At 63.9% G+C, this 16,135-nt stretch carries 9 protein-coding genes; 3 read left to right on the top strand and 6 right to left on the bottom strand.

Annotated elements, in window-relative coordinates:
• Positions 1-143: 143 nt before the first annotated feature.
• A complete protein-coding gene (fadD2, locus tag V6943_RS07840) occupies positions 144-1,832 on the bottom strand; it encodes a long-chain-fatty-acid--CoA ligase FadD2 (RefSeq protein WP_181101847.1) in 1,689 nt (562 codons plus the stop codon).
• A 332-nt stretch (positions 1,833-2,164) separates the two neighbouring features.
• Between fadD2 and V6943_RS07835 the strand changes: the two genes are divergently transcribed.
• Positions 2,165-2,635: a MaoC family dehydratase gene (locus V6943_RS07835; protein ID WP_197445475.1), complete on the top strand. Its 471-nt coding sequence runs from the start codon at positions 2,165-2,167 to the stop codon at positions 2,633-2,635.
• Between the two features lie 476 nt (positions 2,636-3,111).
• Entirely contained in the window at positions 3,112-6,231 is a 3,120-nt protein-coding gene (gene pulA, locus V6943_RS07830) for a pullulanase-type alpha-1,6-glucosidase (RefSeq protein ID WP_340553130.1), read from the top strand.
• Positions 6,232-6,300: 69 nt separating this feature from the next.
• Here pulA and ccoM read toward each other — a convergent pair whose 3' ends face one another.
• The 4 genes from ccoM to V6943_RS07810 all read right to left on the bottom strand — a co-directional run bounded on the left by ccoM (position 6,301) and on the right by V6943_RS07810 (position 7,701).
• Positions 6,301-6,411, bottom strand: a complete 111-nt coding sequence (ccoM, locus tag V6943_RS07825) for a cytochrome c oxidase subunit CcoM (RefSeq protein ID WP_305955872.1) — start codon at positions 6,409-6,411, stop codon at positions 6,301-6,303.
• Positions 6,412-6,635: 224 nt separating this feature from the next.
• Positions 6,636-6,797 carry a hypothetical protein gene (locus tag V6943_RS07820; RefSeq protein ID WP_340553129.1) on the bottom strand — a complete coding sequence of 54 codons (162 nt, stop codon included), beginning with the start codon at positions 6,795-6,797 and terminating at the stop codon, positions 6,636-6,638.
• Positions 6,794-7,381, bottom strand: a complete 588-nt coding sequence (locus V6943_RS07815; RefSeq protein ID WP_340553678.1) for an alpha-ketoglutarate-dependent dioxygenase AlkB family protein — start codon at positions 7,379-7,381, stop codon at positions 6,794-6,796. The genes V6943_RS07820 and V6943_RS07815 overlap by 4 nt, the downstream gene beginning before the upstream one ends.
• A gap of 23 nt (positions 7,382-7,404) precedes the next feature.
• Entirely contained in the window at positions 7,405-7,701 is a 297-nt protein-coding gene (locus tag V6943_RS07810; RefSeq protein ID WP_340553128.1) for an aspartate-semialdehyde dehydrogenase, read from the bottom strand.
• Positions 7,702-7,883: 182 nt separating this feature from the next.
• Here V6943_RS07810 and rapA point away from each other — a divergent pair, with 182 nt between their 5' ends.
• Positions 7,884-10,733 carry an RNA polymerase-associated protein RapA gene (gene rapA, locus V6943_RS07805; protein ID WP_340553127.1) on the top strand — a complete coding sequence of 950 codons (2,850 nt, stop codon included), beginning with the start codon at positions 7,884-7,886 and terminating at the stop codon, positions 10,731-10,733.
• A 255-nt stretch (positions 10,734-10,988) separates the two neighbouring features.
• On the opposite strand, the gene V6943_RS07800 is transcribed toward rapA, so the two are convergent.
• Positions 10,989-15,875 (bottom strand): DEAD/DEAH box helicase, encoded by a 4,887-nt coding sequence (locus tag V6943_RS07800; protein ID WP_340553126.1) that lies wholly within the window; start codon positions 15,873-15,875, stop codon positions 10,989-10,991.
• Positions 15,876-16,135 lie beyond the last annotated feature (260 nt).

Raw genomic sequence — 16,135 nt, 5'->3', positions numbered from 1 at the left:
TTGTACCCGGTTTTCCGGTCAAAAAGCGGGCCGAGGTTAGCAGCTTTGGCACAGGCCGAACAGTGGCCACAGCTGGTTAAAACGACACAAAGTGACTGATCACGAACGATCAGTCACTCACTATGTAGCACCAAGTCGTTACCTCAGGCTTGCTCGCGCAGCTCCCGGCGCAGGATCTTGCCAACCGGCGTCATCGGCAGCGCGTCGCGGAAGACCAGATGCCGGGGCACCTTGTAACCGGTGAAGTTTTCCCGGCAGTAGGCTTGCAGCTCTTCGACCGTCAGGCTGGTATCGCTGCGCACTACGAACAGCTTCACCGCCTCCCCTGACTTCTCGTCGGCGACGCCGATCGCGGCGCAGGCGGCCACCTTCGGATGCGCCATGACCACGTCTTCGATCTCGTTCGGATAGACGTTGAAACCGGAAACGATGATCAGATCTTTCTTGCGATCGACGATACGCACGAAACCATCAGGGTCGATCACAGCGATGTCGCCAGTCTTCAGCCAGCCCTGGTCGTCGAGCACTTCGGCGGTAGCTTCCGGTCGTTGCCAATAGCCTTTCATCACCTGCGGACCCTTAACGCAAAGCTCACCACGCTCACCTAGCGCAAGCTCGATGCCCTCGTCGTCGATCACCTTCAGCGCCGTGCCCGGCACCGGCAGGCCGACGGTGCCCAGCCGCGACTTGTCGCCGTGAGGGTTGGCGCAGACCACTGGCGACGTCTCGGTCAGTCCGTAACCCTCGGTCACAGTGACGCCGGTCAGGCTCTTCCAGCGCTCGGCCACCGACGATACCAGTGCGGTACCGCCGGAGTTGGTGCCTTTGAGCGAGGAAAAGTCGATTTTCTTGAACTCCGGATGCGACATGAGCGCGACGAACAAGGTGTTCAGCCCGAGGAAGGCGGTGAACTGCCACTTCTGCAGCTCCTTGACGAAGCCGTCGATGTCGCGCGGGTTGGTGATCAGCACGTTGTGGTTGCCCGTCACCATCATGCACATGCAATTCACCGTGAATGCATAGATGTGGTACAGCGGCAGCGGCGCGATCATCACTTCCTGCCCTTCCTTGATGATCGGGTGGCCGTCGGCGCCGAGCTGCTGCATGTTGGCATGTGCCTGACGCATGTTGGCGACCAGATTGCCGTGGGTGAGCATCGCGCCCTTGGCGACGCCAGTGGTACCGCCGGTGTATTGCAGCACCGCGACGTCATCGAGCGTCAGCGGAACCGGCTTCAGGCTGTGGCGGGCACCGTCGCGCAGCACATGCTTGAACGACACAGCCTGAGGCAGGCTGTAGACCGGCACCATCTTCTTCACATGCTTGACCGCGGCATTGACCAGCAGGCCTTTGAAGGAGGGCAGCATGTCGCCGATCCGCGCCTCGATAAGCACCTCGATGCTGGTATCAGGCAGCACCTCCTGCACCAGCTTGCCGAAGGTATTGAGATATACCAGCGCCCGCGCGCCGGAATCCTGGAACTGGTGGCGCATCTCCCGCGCGGTGTACAGCGGGTTGGTGTTGACCACAATCAGTCCGGCACGCAGGGCACCGAAAACGGCGATCGGATACTGCAGGAGGTTGGGCATCTGCACCGCGATGCGATCCCCCGGTTGCAGATCCGTATGATTCTGCAACCAGCCCGCGAAGGCCGCCGAGTAACGATCGAGGTCAGCGAAGGTGAGCGTGACGCCCATATTGCTGAATGCGGGGCGGTTCGCATGGGTCTTGCAGGAGCGCTCGAACACCTCCACCACCGAGCGGAACCCACCCATATCCATGTCATTGGGCACACCGGCGGGTCGTTTGTCGTTCCAGAAATCAGGTTGCATTGTTATTGGCCTCGTTACCTGAGAGTGGGCTGCGGCGAAGTTAGCAGTTCGACCGCACAGCGCAACAGCGTTGCGTCGCGCAAATCACTGTTGTGAATCTTTCGTCACGGCAAGCCACGATTCCGAGGCGCACACGTCAGCTATACGCAATAGTGAAAGAAGACGTACCGCGCCTCGCGGGAACCCACGAGTCACGCCGTGACTCTCGCTGGGACAAGACCGCGACATCTCACTAGAATGCAGCCGCATCGCAGGCGCAGCGCTCATCGCGCAGCGCAATTCATATCGACCCGTCGGACGGCCCCTGCCCCGACTGCGCCCGAGGAAACTTAATGACCACCATCAGCAACACGCCCTACTCCGCTCTGGAAGTCGGCCAGACCGCAAGCTTCGAGAAAGCCGTCGAGGAGCGCGACATCCAGCTCTTCGCCGCCATGTCGGGCGACCGCAACCCCGTCCACCTCGACGCGGAATTCGCCGCCGGCACGCCGTTCAAGGAGCGCATCGCCCACGGCATGTTCAGCGGTGCACTGATCAGCGCGGCCGTTGCTTGCACCCTGCCCGGCCCGGGCACCATCTATCTCGGCCAGACGATGAAATTCACCCGCCCGGTCAAGCTCGGCGACACCCTGACCGTGCGCCTGGAAATTCTCGAAAAACTGCCGAAGAACCGCGTACGCATCGCCACGCGCGTGTTCAACCAGAACGATGAACAGGTCGTGGATGGCGAAGCCGAAGTACTCGCACCGCGCCGTGAAGAAACCGTGGAGTTGAAGGACCTGCCGCCGATCAACTTCGGTTGAGCCATTGGGCAAACTCGAAACAGGTGCGTTTGGACAGGCCTGCAGCCTGTATTCGCCGCGAGGGCGCGCCTCCTACGGAACGGGTATGTACCTGCCGCTTTCGTGAGAGGCCCGACCTCGGGCGAACGGCTAAGTGAACGACGTTGTTTAAACAGTCAGGCTTTCCATGCCCGATTGCGCCGTGCCCATCTTTTTCCGAAAGACGAGTCACCCGCCGGCCTCGATCAGCAACCCCACCCGGTTACCCCAAGCCCAACCAGTTGTAGGGTGGGCCGGGCGGCGTTCCGCTTCAGCCCACCGCAGCGAGGACCGGGCAACACCACCAACCAGACGTTCTCGGCATGGTGGGGCAAGCAGAAGGCTATTACGGCCCCAAGCTACGCCCCACGAGCAACCCCCACGGAGGATGCGCAGCGTCCACCGCGCGTCGACCATCCTGCGTGCGGTACAACAATAACAACACCGGGACCTCAACCATGCTCATACGCTCGATCGCTTATCGGCGCCTGGCGGCGCTCGTTCTCGGCGGCTTTTCGCTGGCCCTCCAGCCAGCATCGGCCGCACCGCTCGACCCTGGCCCCGATGAGGCCCTGCTGTATTACCAACGAGCCGACGGCGACTACGCCGGTTGGGGCCTGCATCTATGGAACACGGCCGCATGCAATGGCAGCCAGACGGAAACCGGCTGGGATCAACCTTTGCAAGCAGCCGGCACCGATCCGGAGCACGGCGCCTACTACCGTATCGCACTGACCGCCGACGCCAGCTGCCTGAACCTGATCATGCACAAAGGCGACGAAAAGGACCTGGGTGGCGGCGACCTGACCTGGCGCTTCGACGACTTGGGCCGTCGTGTCTTTACGCTCAGCGGCACCGCACAACTTTCCAGCACGCCCTTGAGCGGGCCCGAGGTCGCGATCAAGGGCGCGCGTGCGCACTGGCTCGATCCGTTCACGCTGGCGCTGGTCGACGGCGCGCCAGCGGCCAGCCGGCTCGAATTGCGTTATTCCACCGACGCCAGCATCCGTATCGACGGCGAGACACGCACGGTCAGCGGCGGCACCGCGCTCGCGCTGCGCCCCGCAACGCTTCGCGAAGGGCTCAAACGCCAGCATCCGCATCTGGCCGAAGCGCAGGCCTTCCGCTTCGTGGCCGGCGCACCGGCGTTACGTCGCGCCGTCATGAGTCAGCTGGTGGTGGTCGCCTATGACGCGCAGCAACAGGTCATTGACGCCACCGAAGTACAGACGGCAGGCGTTCTCGATCAGCTATTCGCCTACAACGGCGACCTCGGCGCGCGAGTCGATGGGCGCGGCGTGTCGTTCAAACTCTGGGCACCGACGGCCCAGCGGGTCCGCCTGCATGCGTTCGACGCGTCCAAGCGTTTGCTGCCTGGCTACCCGAAAACAATGCACGAACGCCTCGGCGTGTGGAGCCTCGACGGCCCGCCGTCGCTGGATCGGCAGTATTACCAGTACGAAGTCACGGCCTATCGGCCAAGCACCGGCAAGATCGAGACGACACTGGTCAGCGATCCCTACGCCCTGAGCCTGTCGCTCAACAGCCAGTACGCCCAGGTCGTCGACCTGGACGCCAGCGACCTCAAGCCCGCCGGCTGGGACGCGTTGCGTCCACCACATCCGGAACGCCCCGAAGCGAGCGTCATCTACGAAACGCATATCCGCGACTTCAGCGCCAGCGACACCAGTCTGCCGGCCGATCTGCGCGGCACCTCCGGCGCCTTTACCCAGCCGGACAGCAACGGCATGCGCCACCTGCGCGATCTACGCAAGGCCGGGCTGACCCATGTGCAGCTGCTGCCAGCGTTCGACATCGCCACCGTTGACGAAGACCCCGCTCGCCGCGTCGACCTGGACGATCCCTTCGCCAAGCTCTGCGAGCTGTCTTCCGGCGCCCGCCAGCGCTGGGCGCAATACTGCGGTGCGACGAGCATTCGCCAAGTGCTGCAAGGGTTCGATCCGGCCAGCGGACAGGCGCAATCGCTCTACAACGACCTGCGCGCGCTCGACAATTTCAACTGGGGCTACGACCCCTTCCACTTCACCGCACCGGAAGGCAGCTACGCCAGCGACGCCGAAGGCGTGCAGCGCATCATCGAGTTCCGTCAGATGGTCCAGGCGCTCGCAAGCAACGGCCTCGCCACGGTGATGGACGTGGTCTACAACCACACCAACGCCTCTGGGCTGGCCGAGAAATCGGTGCTCGACAAGATCGTGCCCGGTTATTACCACCGTCGCGATCCATCCACCGGCGCCGTGGAAACATCGACCTGCTGCGAAAACACCGCCAGCGAACACCGCATGATGGCCAAGCTGATGACCGATTCGCTGGAGGTCTGGGCTCGCGACTACAAGGTCGCCGGCTTTCGCTTCGATCTGATGGGCCATCACCTGCGCAAGAATGTAGTGGACGCCTATCGAGCCGTCCGCCGGATCGACCGGGATACCTACTTCTACGGCGAAGGCTGGGATTTCGGCGAAGTGGCGGGCAATGCCCGTGGCGTCAACGCCACGCAGCTGAACATGGCCGGCACCGGCATCGGCACCTTCAACGATCGGCAGCGCGATGCGGTGCGCGGTGGAAGCCCCTTCGACGGTGGCGAGAGCATCCGCCGCAATCAGGGTTTCGCCAATGGCCTCTATGTCCGACCGAATGAGCTGTCCGGCGCTGGCGCGCAGGAAAAGGCGCAACTGCTGCACGCGGCGGACCTGATCCGCGTCGGCATCGCCGGCGGTCTGCGCGACTTCCAATTCATCAGCGCCGACGGCAGCCTGCGCAGCGGCGGAGAGATCGACTACAACGGACAACCCGCCGGCTACACACTCGACCCGCAGGAAACCATCAACTACGTCTCCAAGCACGACAACCAGACGCTATGGGACAACAACCAGTACAAGCTCCCGGCCAACCTCCCGGTTGCTGACCGCGTCCGCCTGCAACTGGTCGCATTGTCCGTGCCGCTGTTCAGCCAGGGGTTGCCCTTCATCCATCTCGGCTCGGACATCCTGCGCTCCAAATCCATGCAGCGTGACAGTTACGACTCGGGTGACTGGTTCAATACGGTGGATTTCAGCTACCAGGACAACAACTGGAACAAGGGCCTGCCGCGTGCTGACAAGGATGGCGACAACTGGCCACTGATCCGCCAGGTCATCGCCGACCCTCATGCCAGGCCGAGCGCAGTGAACATCGTCGCCGCCAAGCGTCGATTTCTCGAATTGCTGACGATCCGCAGCGACAGCCCGCTGTTCCAGCTCGACAGCGCCCGCGAGGTGCAACGCCGCTTGCAATTCCACAACACGGGTCCGGAGCAGCAACCGGGCGTGATCGCCTTCAGCCTGGCCGATGGCCCGCGCGACGGCCGCGATCTCGACCGGCGCTATCAGTCTTTGATGGTGGTGCTCAACGCTTCGCCCGAGCGTGTTCGCTTGCCGGGCGGTAGCGGTTACCAGCTGCATCCAGTGCTACAGGAATCGAGCGATCCGATTGCGCGTCAGGCCAAAGTGACTTCCGACGAGTTCGAGGTGCCGCCCTTCACCAGCACGGTGTTCGTGCAATCCCAGAGCCGTCGTTGAACCGCAGGCAATAAAAAAGGGCGACCTAAGTCGCCCAAATGCCTTGCGTGCTCTGTAATACCGGCCGGATCACCGCTTCTTTTGCGCGTCCCGCCAGATGAAAAATCCGAAACCGCCAAGGAAGGCGACCATCAGGCCGACCGTGACCACCCCTGCGAGCACCACATTATCGACGAACATGATTTCTTGCCTCCAAGGTGTTGCGCTGTCTGATGGCTGCATAGTCGCCTTCTCGCCCGAATAAAAAATTGACGGGAATCAATAGGCGCGAAGCCGGGCACAGCAGGCGCCGTACGAGCTGATCTGGATCAAGAAAACGAGGGTATGCGGAAGGGAGCGACGGCGAAGCGGCGAATCGGAGAGCTGCAAAGGCGCTACTGGAAGTGTGGCGTAGACTGGCTTTCTCAGCGCTTCTTCGGTTTGCTTTTGGCTTTCTTTTTCGGCTTGGCCAAGGGCAGCGCCTGTTCGAATGCATCGCGCATTTCGGCCAGGCGCTTTTCCTTGATGTCATAAATGCGCTTTTCACGTTCGGCACTGAAGTCGATCAGCTTTACATCGTTGCTCATAAGACTGGCTCGCGGATGATCTGGCGGAATGTCAGGTTGAGGCGCGGTTCGGAAACCTTGCGCGTTCTGGCGATCTGGTGTTGCCAATAATGCTGCGTCGGACCGCTCATGACCAGCAGCGAACCATGTCCCAGATTGAGCGAATACTCGATGCGGCTGGTGCCTTTTCGACGAAAGTCGAAGCGCCGCGTCGCGCCCAGGTTGAGCGAAACCACCAACGGCTCCGGACCAAGCTCCGGTTCGTCATCGCTGTGCCAGCCCATGGCATCCTGCCCGTTGCGATATAGATTGAGCAGCACGCCGTCCAGCCGTTGGCCGACCTGCCGCTGCACCCGTTCGCGGATGTCGGCCAGCAGCGGTGTCCATAACAACGGTTCATGAACCAGCCCCGAATAACGGTAGCCCACGCCGGTATCGCCATACCAGGCGACCAATCGCGGTACGGCGAAACTACGGCCGTAGAGTTTTATCCGGGGCTGCGACCAGGGCGTCTGCAGCATCAGCTCGTGCAGCCAGTGGTCGGCTATATCCACGCCGATCCATTGCGGAAGGTAGGCCAATTCAGCGTGCGGCAGGTCGATCATCGCGGCACCGGCTAACGAATGTGTCAAACCTCGACATCCACCCAGAGCCCTTGGCGCGGCAACTCATCGAGGGCGTCCTGATCCTCTTCGGTGGTTTCGCCCTCGGCAAGCTCCTGGGCGGTATAGCCACGGCGCCGACGGCGGCGCTGTTCGTCGCGCAACATCTGCTCAGCTTCCTGCGGGTGTCGCCGATCGAGCTCGACCGAGCTTTCATCGGCGCTCGGCTCTACCGGCGTAACCGGGGCGATGTCGGGGCGCGGCTTGACCACATCCTGTTGCGCGGTGACCTGAACGGTGCCTGGCGGAATGATTGGCAGCATTTTCGCTCTCTCCCTTAAGCAGCCCGAGATCAACCGGTTACCCGTGAGATGGGCCTGTACCAGTTGATCGGCTGAACCGCTGCCGACTTTAACAGCAGGACTACACTCCAGTGGGCATCTGTCGTCGCTCTCGCGGCAGTGTTCCGTTACCATAGCGCGCTTTTTTCACAGCGGGAGGCAGCATGGCGCAGCAGTATCTACCGGGGCAACGCTGGATCAGCGACAGCGAAGCGGAACTCGGCCTTGGAACCGTCCTCACGCAGGATGGGCGGATGCTCACCGTGCTCTACCCCGCGACCGGCGAAACCCGCCAGTACGCCGCGCGCAGTGCTCCGCTGACCCGCGTGCGCTTCGTCCCGGGCGATGAAGTCACGCACTTCGAAGGCTGGAAGATGACAGTGCGCGAAGTCGACGACGTCGACGGTTTGCTGGTCTATCACGGCCTGACCGCGCAGAACGAAGCCCGAACGCTGCCGGAAACCCAGCTGTCGAATTTCATCCAGTTCCGCCTCGCCAGCGATCGCCTGTTCGCCGGCCAGATCGACCCGCTGAACTGGTTCAAACTGCGTTACCACACGTTGGAAAACCAGAGCAAACAGCTGACCTCCTCGCTGTGGGGCCTGGGTGGCGCGCGTGCACAACCTATCGCGCACCAGTTACACATCGCCCGCGAAGTCGCCGACCGTATCGCGCCACGGGTACTTCTGGCCGATGAAGTGGGCCTGGGCAAAACCATCGAAGCCGGCTTGGTGATCCATCGCCAACTGCTCTCCGGCCGCGCCAACCGGGTACTCATCCTGGTGCCGGAAAACCTACAGCACCAGTGGCTGGTGGAGATGCGCCGCCGCTTCAATCTGCAGGTCGCGCTGTTCGATGACGAACGCTTCATCGAGAGCGATGCCAGCAACCCCTTCGAGGACACCCAACTGGCGCTGGTGTCGCTGGAATGGCTGAAGGACGACGAGCGTGCCCAAGACGCCGCCTTCGCTGCCGGCTGGGACCTGCTGGTGGTGGACGAGGCGCATCACCTGGTCTGGCACCCGGAAAACGCCAGTGCCGAATACAAGCTGGTCGAGCAATTGGCCGAGGTCATTCCCGGCGTGCTGCTGCTGACCGCCACGCCGGAGCAACTGGGCCAAGAAAGCCACTTCGCCCGTCTGCGCCTGCTCGACCCGAACCGCTTCCATGATCTGGAAGCCTTCCGCGCCGAAAGCGCCAGCTACCAGCCGGTCGCCGAAGCGGTGCAGGAACTGCTCGACGAAGGCCGCTTATCGCAAAAGGCGCACCAGACGATTCACGAATTCCTCGGCGCCGAGGGCGAAGCGCTGCTCGCAGCGGCTACCGATGGCGACATCGAGGCCAGCAGCCGCCTGATCCGCGAACTGCTCGACCGCCACGGCACCGGGCGCCTGTTGTTCCGCAATACCCGCGCCGCCGTGCGTGGCTTCCCAGAGCGCCAACTCCATCCTTATCCGCTGCCCTGCCCGGCCGAATATCTGGAGCTGCCGCTGGGCGAGCACGCCGAGCTGTATCCGGAAGTCGCCTTCCAAAGCCAGCTGGACGAGCCCGAGGCGCAGAACCGCTGGTGGACCTTCGATCCGCGCGTCGAGTGGCTGATCGATACGCTGAAAATGCTGAAGAAATTCAAGGTGCTGGTCATCTGTGCCCACGCCGAGACCGCGCTGGATCTGGAAGACGCCCTGCGCGTGCGCTCCGGCATTCCGGCCACCGTGTTCCACGAAGGCATGAGCATTCTCGAACGTGATCGCGCCGCGGCTTACTTCGCCGACGAGGAGTTTGGGGCCCAAGTGCTGATCTGCTCCGAAATCGGCAGTGAAGGCCGCAACTTCCAGTTCGCTCATCATTTGGTGCTGTTCGATCTGCCGGCGCACCCTGACCTGCTCGAACAGCGCATCGGCCGTCTCGACCGCATCGGCCAGGCGCACGTTATTCAGCTGCATGTGCCCTACCTGGAAACCAGCCCTCAGGAACGTCTGTTCCAGTGGTATCACCAGGCGCTGAATGCCTTCCTCAACACCTGCCCGACCGGCAACGCCCTGCAGCACCAGTTCGGCCCGCGCCTGCTGAGCCAGCTGGAAGAAGGCGACGATGACGAGTTTCAACAGCTTATCGACGAAGCGCGTGCCGAACGCGAACGCCTGGAAGCCGAACTGCATGCCGGTCGCGACCGTTTGCTGGAGCTCAATTCCGGGGGCGGCGAACAAGGGGCTGCGCTGGTCGAAGCCATTGAGGAACAGGACGACCAGTTCGCGCTGCCGATCTATATGGAAGAACTGTTCGACGCCTTCGGTATTGACAGCGAAGACCATTCCGAGAACGCCCTGATCCTGCGCCCCAGCGAAAAAATGCTTGATGCCAGCTTCCCGCTCGGCGATGACGAAGCGGTGACCATCACCTACGACCGCGAGCAGGCGTTGGCCCGAGAAGACATGCAGTTCCTCACCTGGGAACACCCCATGGTGCAGGGCGGCATGGACCTGGTGCTGTCCGGCTCCATGGGCAACACCGCCGTGGCGCTGATCAAGAACAAGGCGCTCAAGCCGGGCACCGTGCTGCTGGAACTGCTGTTCGTCAGCGAAGTGGTGGCGCCGCGCGCGTTGCAGCTGAACCGCTTCCTACCGCCGCTGGCGCTGCGCTGCCTACTTGATGCCAACGGCAACGACCTCGCCCCTAAGGTGGCCTTCGAAACCCTCACCGATCAGCTGGAAAGCGTGCCGCGGGCCAGCGCCAACAAGTTCGTGCAGGCCCAACGCGACGTGCTGTCGGCGCAGATTTCTGGCGCCGAAGCCAAGATCGCCCCGCGTCACAGCGAGCGCGTAGCCGAAGCACAGCGTCGGTTGAAAGCCAACCTCGATGAAGAACTGGCGCGTCTGACCGCCCTGCAAGCGGTCAACCCCAGCGTGCGGGACAGCGAGATCGAAGCTCTGCGCAAGCAGCGTGAAGAAGGACTGGCCATGCTGGAGAAAGCAGCGCTGCGCCTGGAGGCGATACGCGTGCTGGTTGCAGGGTGATTGTCGATGGTCTTGGGAGGCTCAGGTCTTGGGCGTTGGGCTGAAGGCCTGAGGCTGGAGGCTGGAGGCTGAGAGGTTCAAGCCTCCAGCCTCCAGCTCACATCAGACCTTACCGCCTCACATTGTCTCCACCCCGCTTCGCCCCGAGGGCGGGCCTCCTACGAAAGCAGCCGGTGCACCGCGCCAAGTGGGAGGCACGACCCGCGGCGAATGCAGAACGCAGGGCTGCGCTTTTAGCCAGAAGCCCAAATCTCACTAACGCCGCGCTACCGCCAGCAGTTGTCGTGCTTTGCGCTGATCCTCTTCGCCCAGTTCCGCCAGCAGTTCCGGTTTGCCGGCGATCAGCAATCCCAGCGGTACACCGTCGCGATAGAGGATGCGATTGCCTGCCACTGCCGGCACGCGCTCGCCCGGCAGCAGGGTACCGAGCTGATTCAGCGGATCGACCGCCGACACCGCTATCATCTCGCCCGTGAGCGGCCGCTTGCGTATCTCTCGCAGCAGGCCGACCGCCTCCAGCAAAGCGAACTGCTCGCCCGGTACGCCCGCGACGAAGCGCCCTCCGCGAATGTCGCCACGCGCTTCGAGCCGGTGGTAAACGCGCAACAACTCGCGCCAGGACGGCAGCCAGTCCGCTTCCCGATCCAGTAACCGCCAGAACACCACGCCGTAGCGGCGCAGCAGCGTCATGGCGATGTGTTCCAGCGCTTCGGGATCGAGCGCAGGCGAGCGCGACGTTGCGGTTTCGACCGGCGCCTTCGCACCCTTGCGGACCAGCGCCCAGCGTCCCGCATCGGCCATGCCACCGATGAAGGCACCGCCGCGACTCTGCCGGCCACTGCGTGAACGCTTAGCGGCGGGCGCCAGCAAGGCGCGCAGGCCGGCGAAGCTGTCGGCGTTGACCAGCCCGACCGCGACCAGCTCACCGAGCGCATTTTCCAGTTCGCTGCGCAGCAGATGCGCGTCCTGCTGCAGCTCATCGAAGAACAGCGCGCCCTGCCCTTGCAGCGTCTCGAAAACCCGCTGCGCCCGTGACGAAAGCTCTGGCTGCGGTGCGTCGCCAGCCAGCGCATACCAGGCCACGAGGTGTCGACGCGGCAACAGCACGATAGGTGTGCCACGCACCGGGCCGCTGCTGGCCTTGATCCCCCCGGCCAGGCGCGTCCAGACGATGCGCCCGGTTTGGCATAATTCGTCCAGCCAGGTGCGACCGTAGTCCTTCAACCGCGCAGGCAGCAGGTCGCTCTCCCAGGCCCCGGCGGCGGCCTGAAACCCTTCTAGTTGTTCGACCACCGTGCCGAGCGCGTCGCGGCCCTGCATCCGCGTCGCTTCGGACAGGTGCTGCCAGTCGAACAGAAAGCGCATGAAATCTGCGCGCTCCACCGGTTCAATCTCGCGGCGCAAGCGTTTGACTGTGTAACGGTGGATGCGCGCCAGCAGATGCCGCTCGCACCATTCGTCTTCGCTCGCGCCGGGTGTGAAGCGACCACGCAATACATACCCTTCGGATTCCAGACGGATCAGGGCCTGGGCGACGGCTGAGGCCGGCAAGGCCAATGGCTGAGCGATCAGCGAGACCGGCAAGGGGCCGAAACCGGTCAGCCGCGCGCGGATCAGCTCGACCAACGCCTCATCCTCGTTCGACTGTTGATCGAAGCCGGGCAGCGTCGCCAGCGCCGGCTCGCAACGTGCGTGGGGATAGATCGACCGCAACAGCGCCAAGCGCTCGATGGGCAGCCAGAGCGCACGATCCTGCGCGATCTGCATTCGCGTCGCGCGACCGCCACGGGCCAGTTCACCCAGCCAGCCAAGCCAATCCTGCTCGGCCGATGCCTCGCTCTCGGCTATACCGCCAAGGCCGACCAGTGCCTCATGCAGCTCATCCGGATTACGCGCGTGCGGCCAGGCTTGCTCGCGCACCGCTTCGATCGCAGCGGCATCCAGCGCGCCCAGATCGTCACTGGACTCGGGATCGGTCCAGCGTCGATTGAGCACCGCCTGGGTGCGGCGCTCTTCCAGCGGCGCGTCGTCGAGGAAGGCATAGGGACGCGCGCCCAGCACTTCCATAGCCAGCGGTGACGGCGCCGGCAGATTACGCGCGAGCAGCTCGACTTCACCCGCCTCGATGCGCCGCAACAGCGCCAGCCAGCCTTCGCTGTCCATGGCGTCGTGCAGGCAGTCGTCCAGGGTCTGCGCCACCAGCGGGTGCTCGGGGATCTCGCGTTCGCCGACGATGTTTTCCAGGCAGGCGACCTGATCGGGGAAAACGGTGGCGAGCAGGTCTTCGCTCTTCATCCGCTGTAACTGCGGCGCCACCTTGCGTCCGCCGGCCATGCGTGGCAGCGCCAGCGCGGTGGTCGCGTTCCAGCGCCAGCGCACGCCGAACAGCGGTGCGTCGAGTAGCGCCTGGATCAGGACCGCCTCAGCGCTGTTGGAATGCAGGTAGCGCCAAACATCGTCGAGCGGGAAGCTGTGGCTGGTCGAGAGCGAAAAGATAATCGCGTCTTCGGTCGCCGCCGCTTGCAGCTCGAAGTTGAAGGTTCGGCAGAAGCGCTTGCGCAGGGCCAGGCCCCAGGCGCGGTTGATCCGGCTGCCGTAGGGCGAATGAATGACGAGTTGGGTGCCGCCTGATTCATCGAAGAAGCGCTCCATGATCAGCCGGTTCTGCGTGGGCAGCGCGCCCAGTGCCGCGCGCGCCCGGGCCAGGTATTCGACGATCTGTCGGGCGGCGGGGTCTGGTAGGCCGAGGGTGTCGGTTAGCCAGGCGATGGCGAAGGTCAGGTCCAGCGTGCGCATCGCCTCCCCCTCACCCCAGCCCTCTCCCGCAAGGGGAGAGGGAGACAAGCCTGCGGCCACCGGGCGCGACGGGAATGCTCCAGCCCTTGCACCAGACCTCAAGTCACTCGCATTCGATTCACCCCACTCGGATTCCCCCCTCGCCCCTTTGGAGAGAGGGCTGGAGTGACGGGCGTCGGTGTTCAGCCGATCATCAACCTCCCCAAGCGCTCCGGCCACTTCAGCCGCCAAGCCAACACCATCAACTTCATCCCGCTCGGACTGCCCCCTCACCCCCTCGGGGAGAGAGTTGGGGTGAGGGGCAGCGGTATTCAGCCGATCATCAACCGCCCCTCGCGCTCCGGCCACATCAGCAGCCAAGCCAACACCATCAACTTCATCCCGCTCGGACTGCCCCCTCGCCCCCTCGGGGAGAGGGTTGGGGTGAGGGGCAGCGGTATTCAGCCGATCATCAACCGCCCCTCGCGCTCCTGCCACTTCGGCAGCCAAGCCAACCCAATCAGCTTCACCCCACTCGGACTGCCCCCTCGCCCCTTTGGGGAGAGGGTTGGGGTGAGGGGCGACGGTGTTCAGCCGATCCTCGATCTCCTGCCGCAACCTCGCCACCGCAGCCGATAATTCATCGCTACGCCCCGGCGCTTCGCCCAGCCAGAACGGGATGTTCGGCGGCTGGCCCTGGGCGTCCTCGACCCGTACCCGGCCAGGTTCGATCTTGAGGATGCGGTAGGACGTGTTGCCCAACTGGAATACGTCGCCGGCCAGGCTTTCCACCGCGAAGTCTTCGTTCACCGTACCGATGTTAAAGCCTTGAGGTTCGAGCAGCACCCCGTAGTCGGCGTTGTCCGCAATGGTGCCGCCCGACGTCAGCGCGGTCAGGCGCCCGCCGCGTCGGCCTCGCAGGCTGCGGCTGACCAGATCGCGATGCAGATAGGCGCCGCGTGCACCGTGGCGGGTGGTGTAGCCCTCGGCGAGCATCGCCAGCAGCGTCTGATAACTCCCTTCGCCGAGTGTCGCGTAGGGAACGGCCCGGCGAATCAGCGCCAGCAGGTCATCTTCCTGCCATTCGCGGCAAGACACCTCGGCAACGATCTGTTGCGCCAGCACATCCAGCGGCGCCACGGGAATCGTCAGCGTGTCCAGTTCGCCGCGGCGCACGCTGTCGAGCAAGGCGGCGCATTCGATCAAGTCGTCGCGCGAACTGGGGAATAAACGCCCCTTGGACACACCGCCAACCTGATGCCCGGCACGGCCGACACGTTGTAAAAACGCCGATATCGAGCGCGGCGAACCCAGCTGGCAGACCAGCTCGACGTCGCCGATATCGATGCCCAGCTCCAGCGAGGCGGTGGCCACCAACACCCGCAATTCGCCACGTTTGAGCCGCTGCTCGGCGTCCAGCCGCTGCTCGCGCGCCAGGCTGCCGTGATGGGCGGCGACCATTGCATTGCCGAGGCGCTCGCTCAGATGTCGCGCGGCGCGCTCGGCCATTCGCCGCGTGTTGACGAAGACCAGCGTCGTGCGGTGTTCGCCGGCCAGCGCCGCGAGTCGGTCATACACCAGTTCCCACACCGCGTTGCTCATCACCGCTTCCAGCGGCACCGGCGGCACCTCCAGCGCCAGGTCACGCGCGCGGCCATGGCCAATATCGACGATTTCACAGCGCCGGCCGACGCCGACCAGGAAGTCCGCCACCGCTGCGATGGGCTTCTGCGTGGCCGACAGCCCGACACGCACCAGCGGACGCTGGCACAGCGCTTCCAACCGCTCCAGCGACAACGCCAGATGGCTGCCACGCTTGTTGCCGGCGATGGCGTGGATCTCGTCGACGATCACGCTGCGCACGCCCGTCAGCATCTGCCGGCCGGATTCGGAGCCCAGCAGTACATAGAGCGACTCCGGCGTCGTCACCAGAATATGCGGCACCCGCTTGCGCATCGCCGCCCTCTCGGCTTGCGGCGTATCGCCGGTGCGCACGGCGGTGCGGATCTGCAGCGCCGGCAGGCCGAAACACTCCAGTTCGGCGGAGATGCCCAGCAGCGGTTGCTCGAGGTTCACCCGGATATCGTTGGACAGCGCCTTGAGCGGCGAGACGTAAAGCACGACCGTTTCGTCCGCCAAGCCGCCCTCGGCCACGCTCTGCCGAACCAGTTGATCGATCGCGGCGAGAAACGCCGTCAGGGTCTTGCCCGAGCCGGTGGGAGCGGCGATCAGCGTCGATTGACCGGAACGGATCAGGGGCCAAGCGGCAATTTGAGCCGGAGTCGGCGAAGGGAAGCTGCGGCCGAACCAGCCAGCTACCGCTGGATGGAACGCAGCGAGTGCGTCGTGCACGGGAGTCGGTTTCATACGCACGAATATGCTGCCGCCGTGGCGCAGCCACAAGGGCAGACGCTCGCAGCCCGTCGTTTACTCGGAAACAGCCGCTCGCCATAGGGTCTGTTGACGTTTCGTACGCGGCCGCGCCGGAGCCTGTTTTTGCGCGAGGCAAGGCACGAGGAGTGAAGTTTGGTCGTTCCAAATAAACGACGAGAAACGCCGAATCGCGCAAAAACAGGCCCGGCCCAAAGGGTTGCGCGGCAAATGGCGCCATGCGGCGTTGCGGGACT

This window comes from Pseudomonas sp. CBC3, assembly GCF_037967085.1.
In the GTDB taxonomy this organism is placed as follows: domain Bacteria; phylum Pseudomonadota; class Gammaproteobacteria; order Pseudomonadales; family Pseudomonadaceae; genus Stutzerimonas.
This window is presented reverse-complemented; position numbering and strand designations above follow the sequence as displayed.

Excerpts from the sequence above, each read along its gene's own strand:
- V6943_RS07835 (WP_197445475.1), top strand. The coding sequence starts at position 2,165 with ATGACCACCATCAGCAACACGCCCTACTCCGCTCTGGAAGTCGGCCAG.
- V6943_RS07810 (WP_340553128.1), bottom strand. The coding sequence starts at position 7,701 with ATGCTGCCAATCATTCCGCCAGGCACCGTTCAGGTCACCGCGCAACAG.
- V6943_RS07820 (WP_340553129.1), bottom strand. The coding sequence starts at position 6,797 with ATGAGCAACGATGTAAAGCTGATCGACTTCAGTGCCGAACGTGAAAAG.
- V6943_RS07800 (WP_340553126.1), bottom strand. The coding sequence starts at position 15,875 with ATGAAACCGACTCCCGTGCACGACGCACTCGCTGCGTTCCATCCAGCG.
- pulA (WP_340553130.1), top strand. The coding sequence starts at position 3,112 with ATGCTCATACGCTCGATCGCTTATCGGCGCCTGGCGGCGCTCGTTCTC.
- ccoM (WP_305955872.1), bottom strand. The coding sequence starts at position 6,411 with ATGTTCGTCGATAATGTGGTGCTCGCAGGGGTGGTCACGGTCGGCCTG.
- rapA (WP_340553127.1), top strand. The coding sequence starts at position 7,884 with ATGGCGCAGCAGTATCTACCGGGGCAACGCTGGATCAGCGACAGCGAA.
- V6943_RS07815 (WP_340553678.1), bottom strand. The coding sequence starts at position 7,381 with ATGATCGACCTGCCGCACGCTGAATTGGCCTACCTTCCGCAATGGATC.
- fadD2 (WP_181101847.1), bottom strand. The coding sequence starts at position 1,832 with ATGCAACCTGATTTCTGGAACGACAAACGACCCGCCGGTGTGCCCAAT.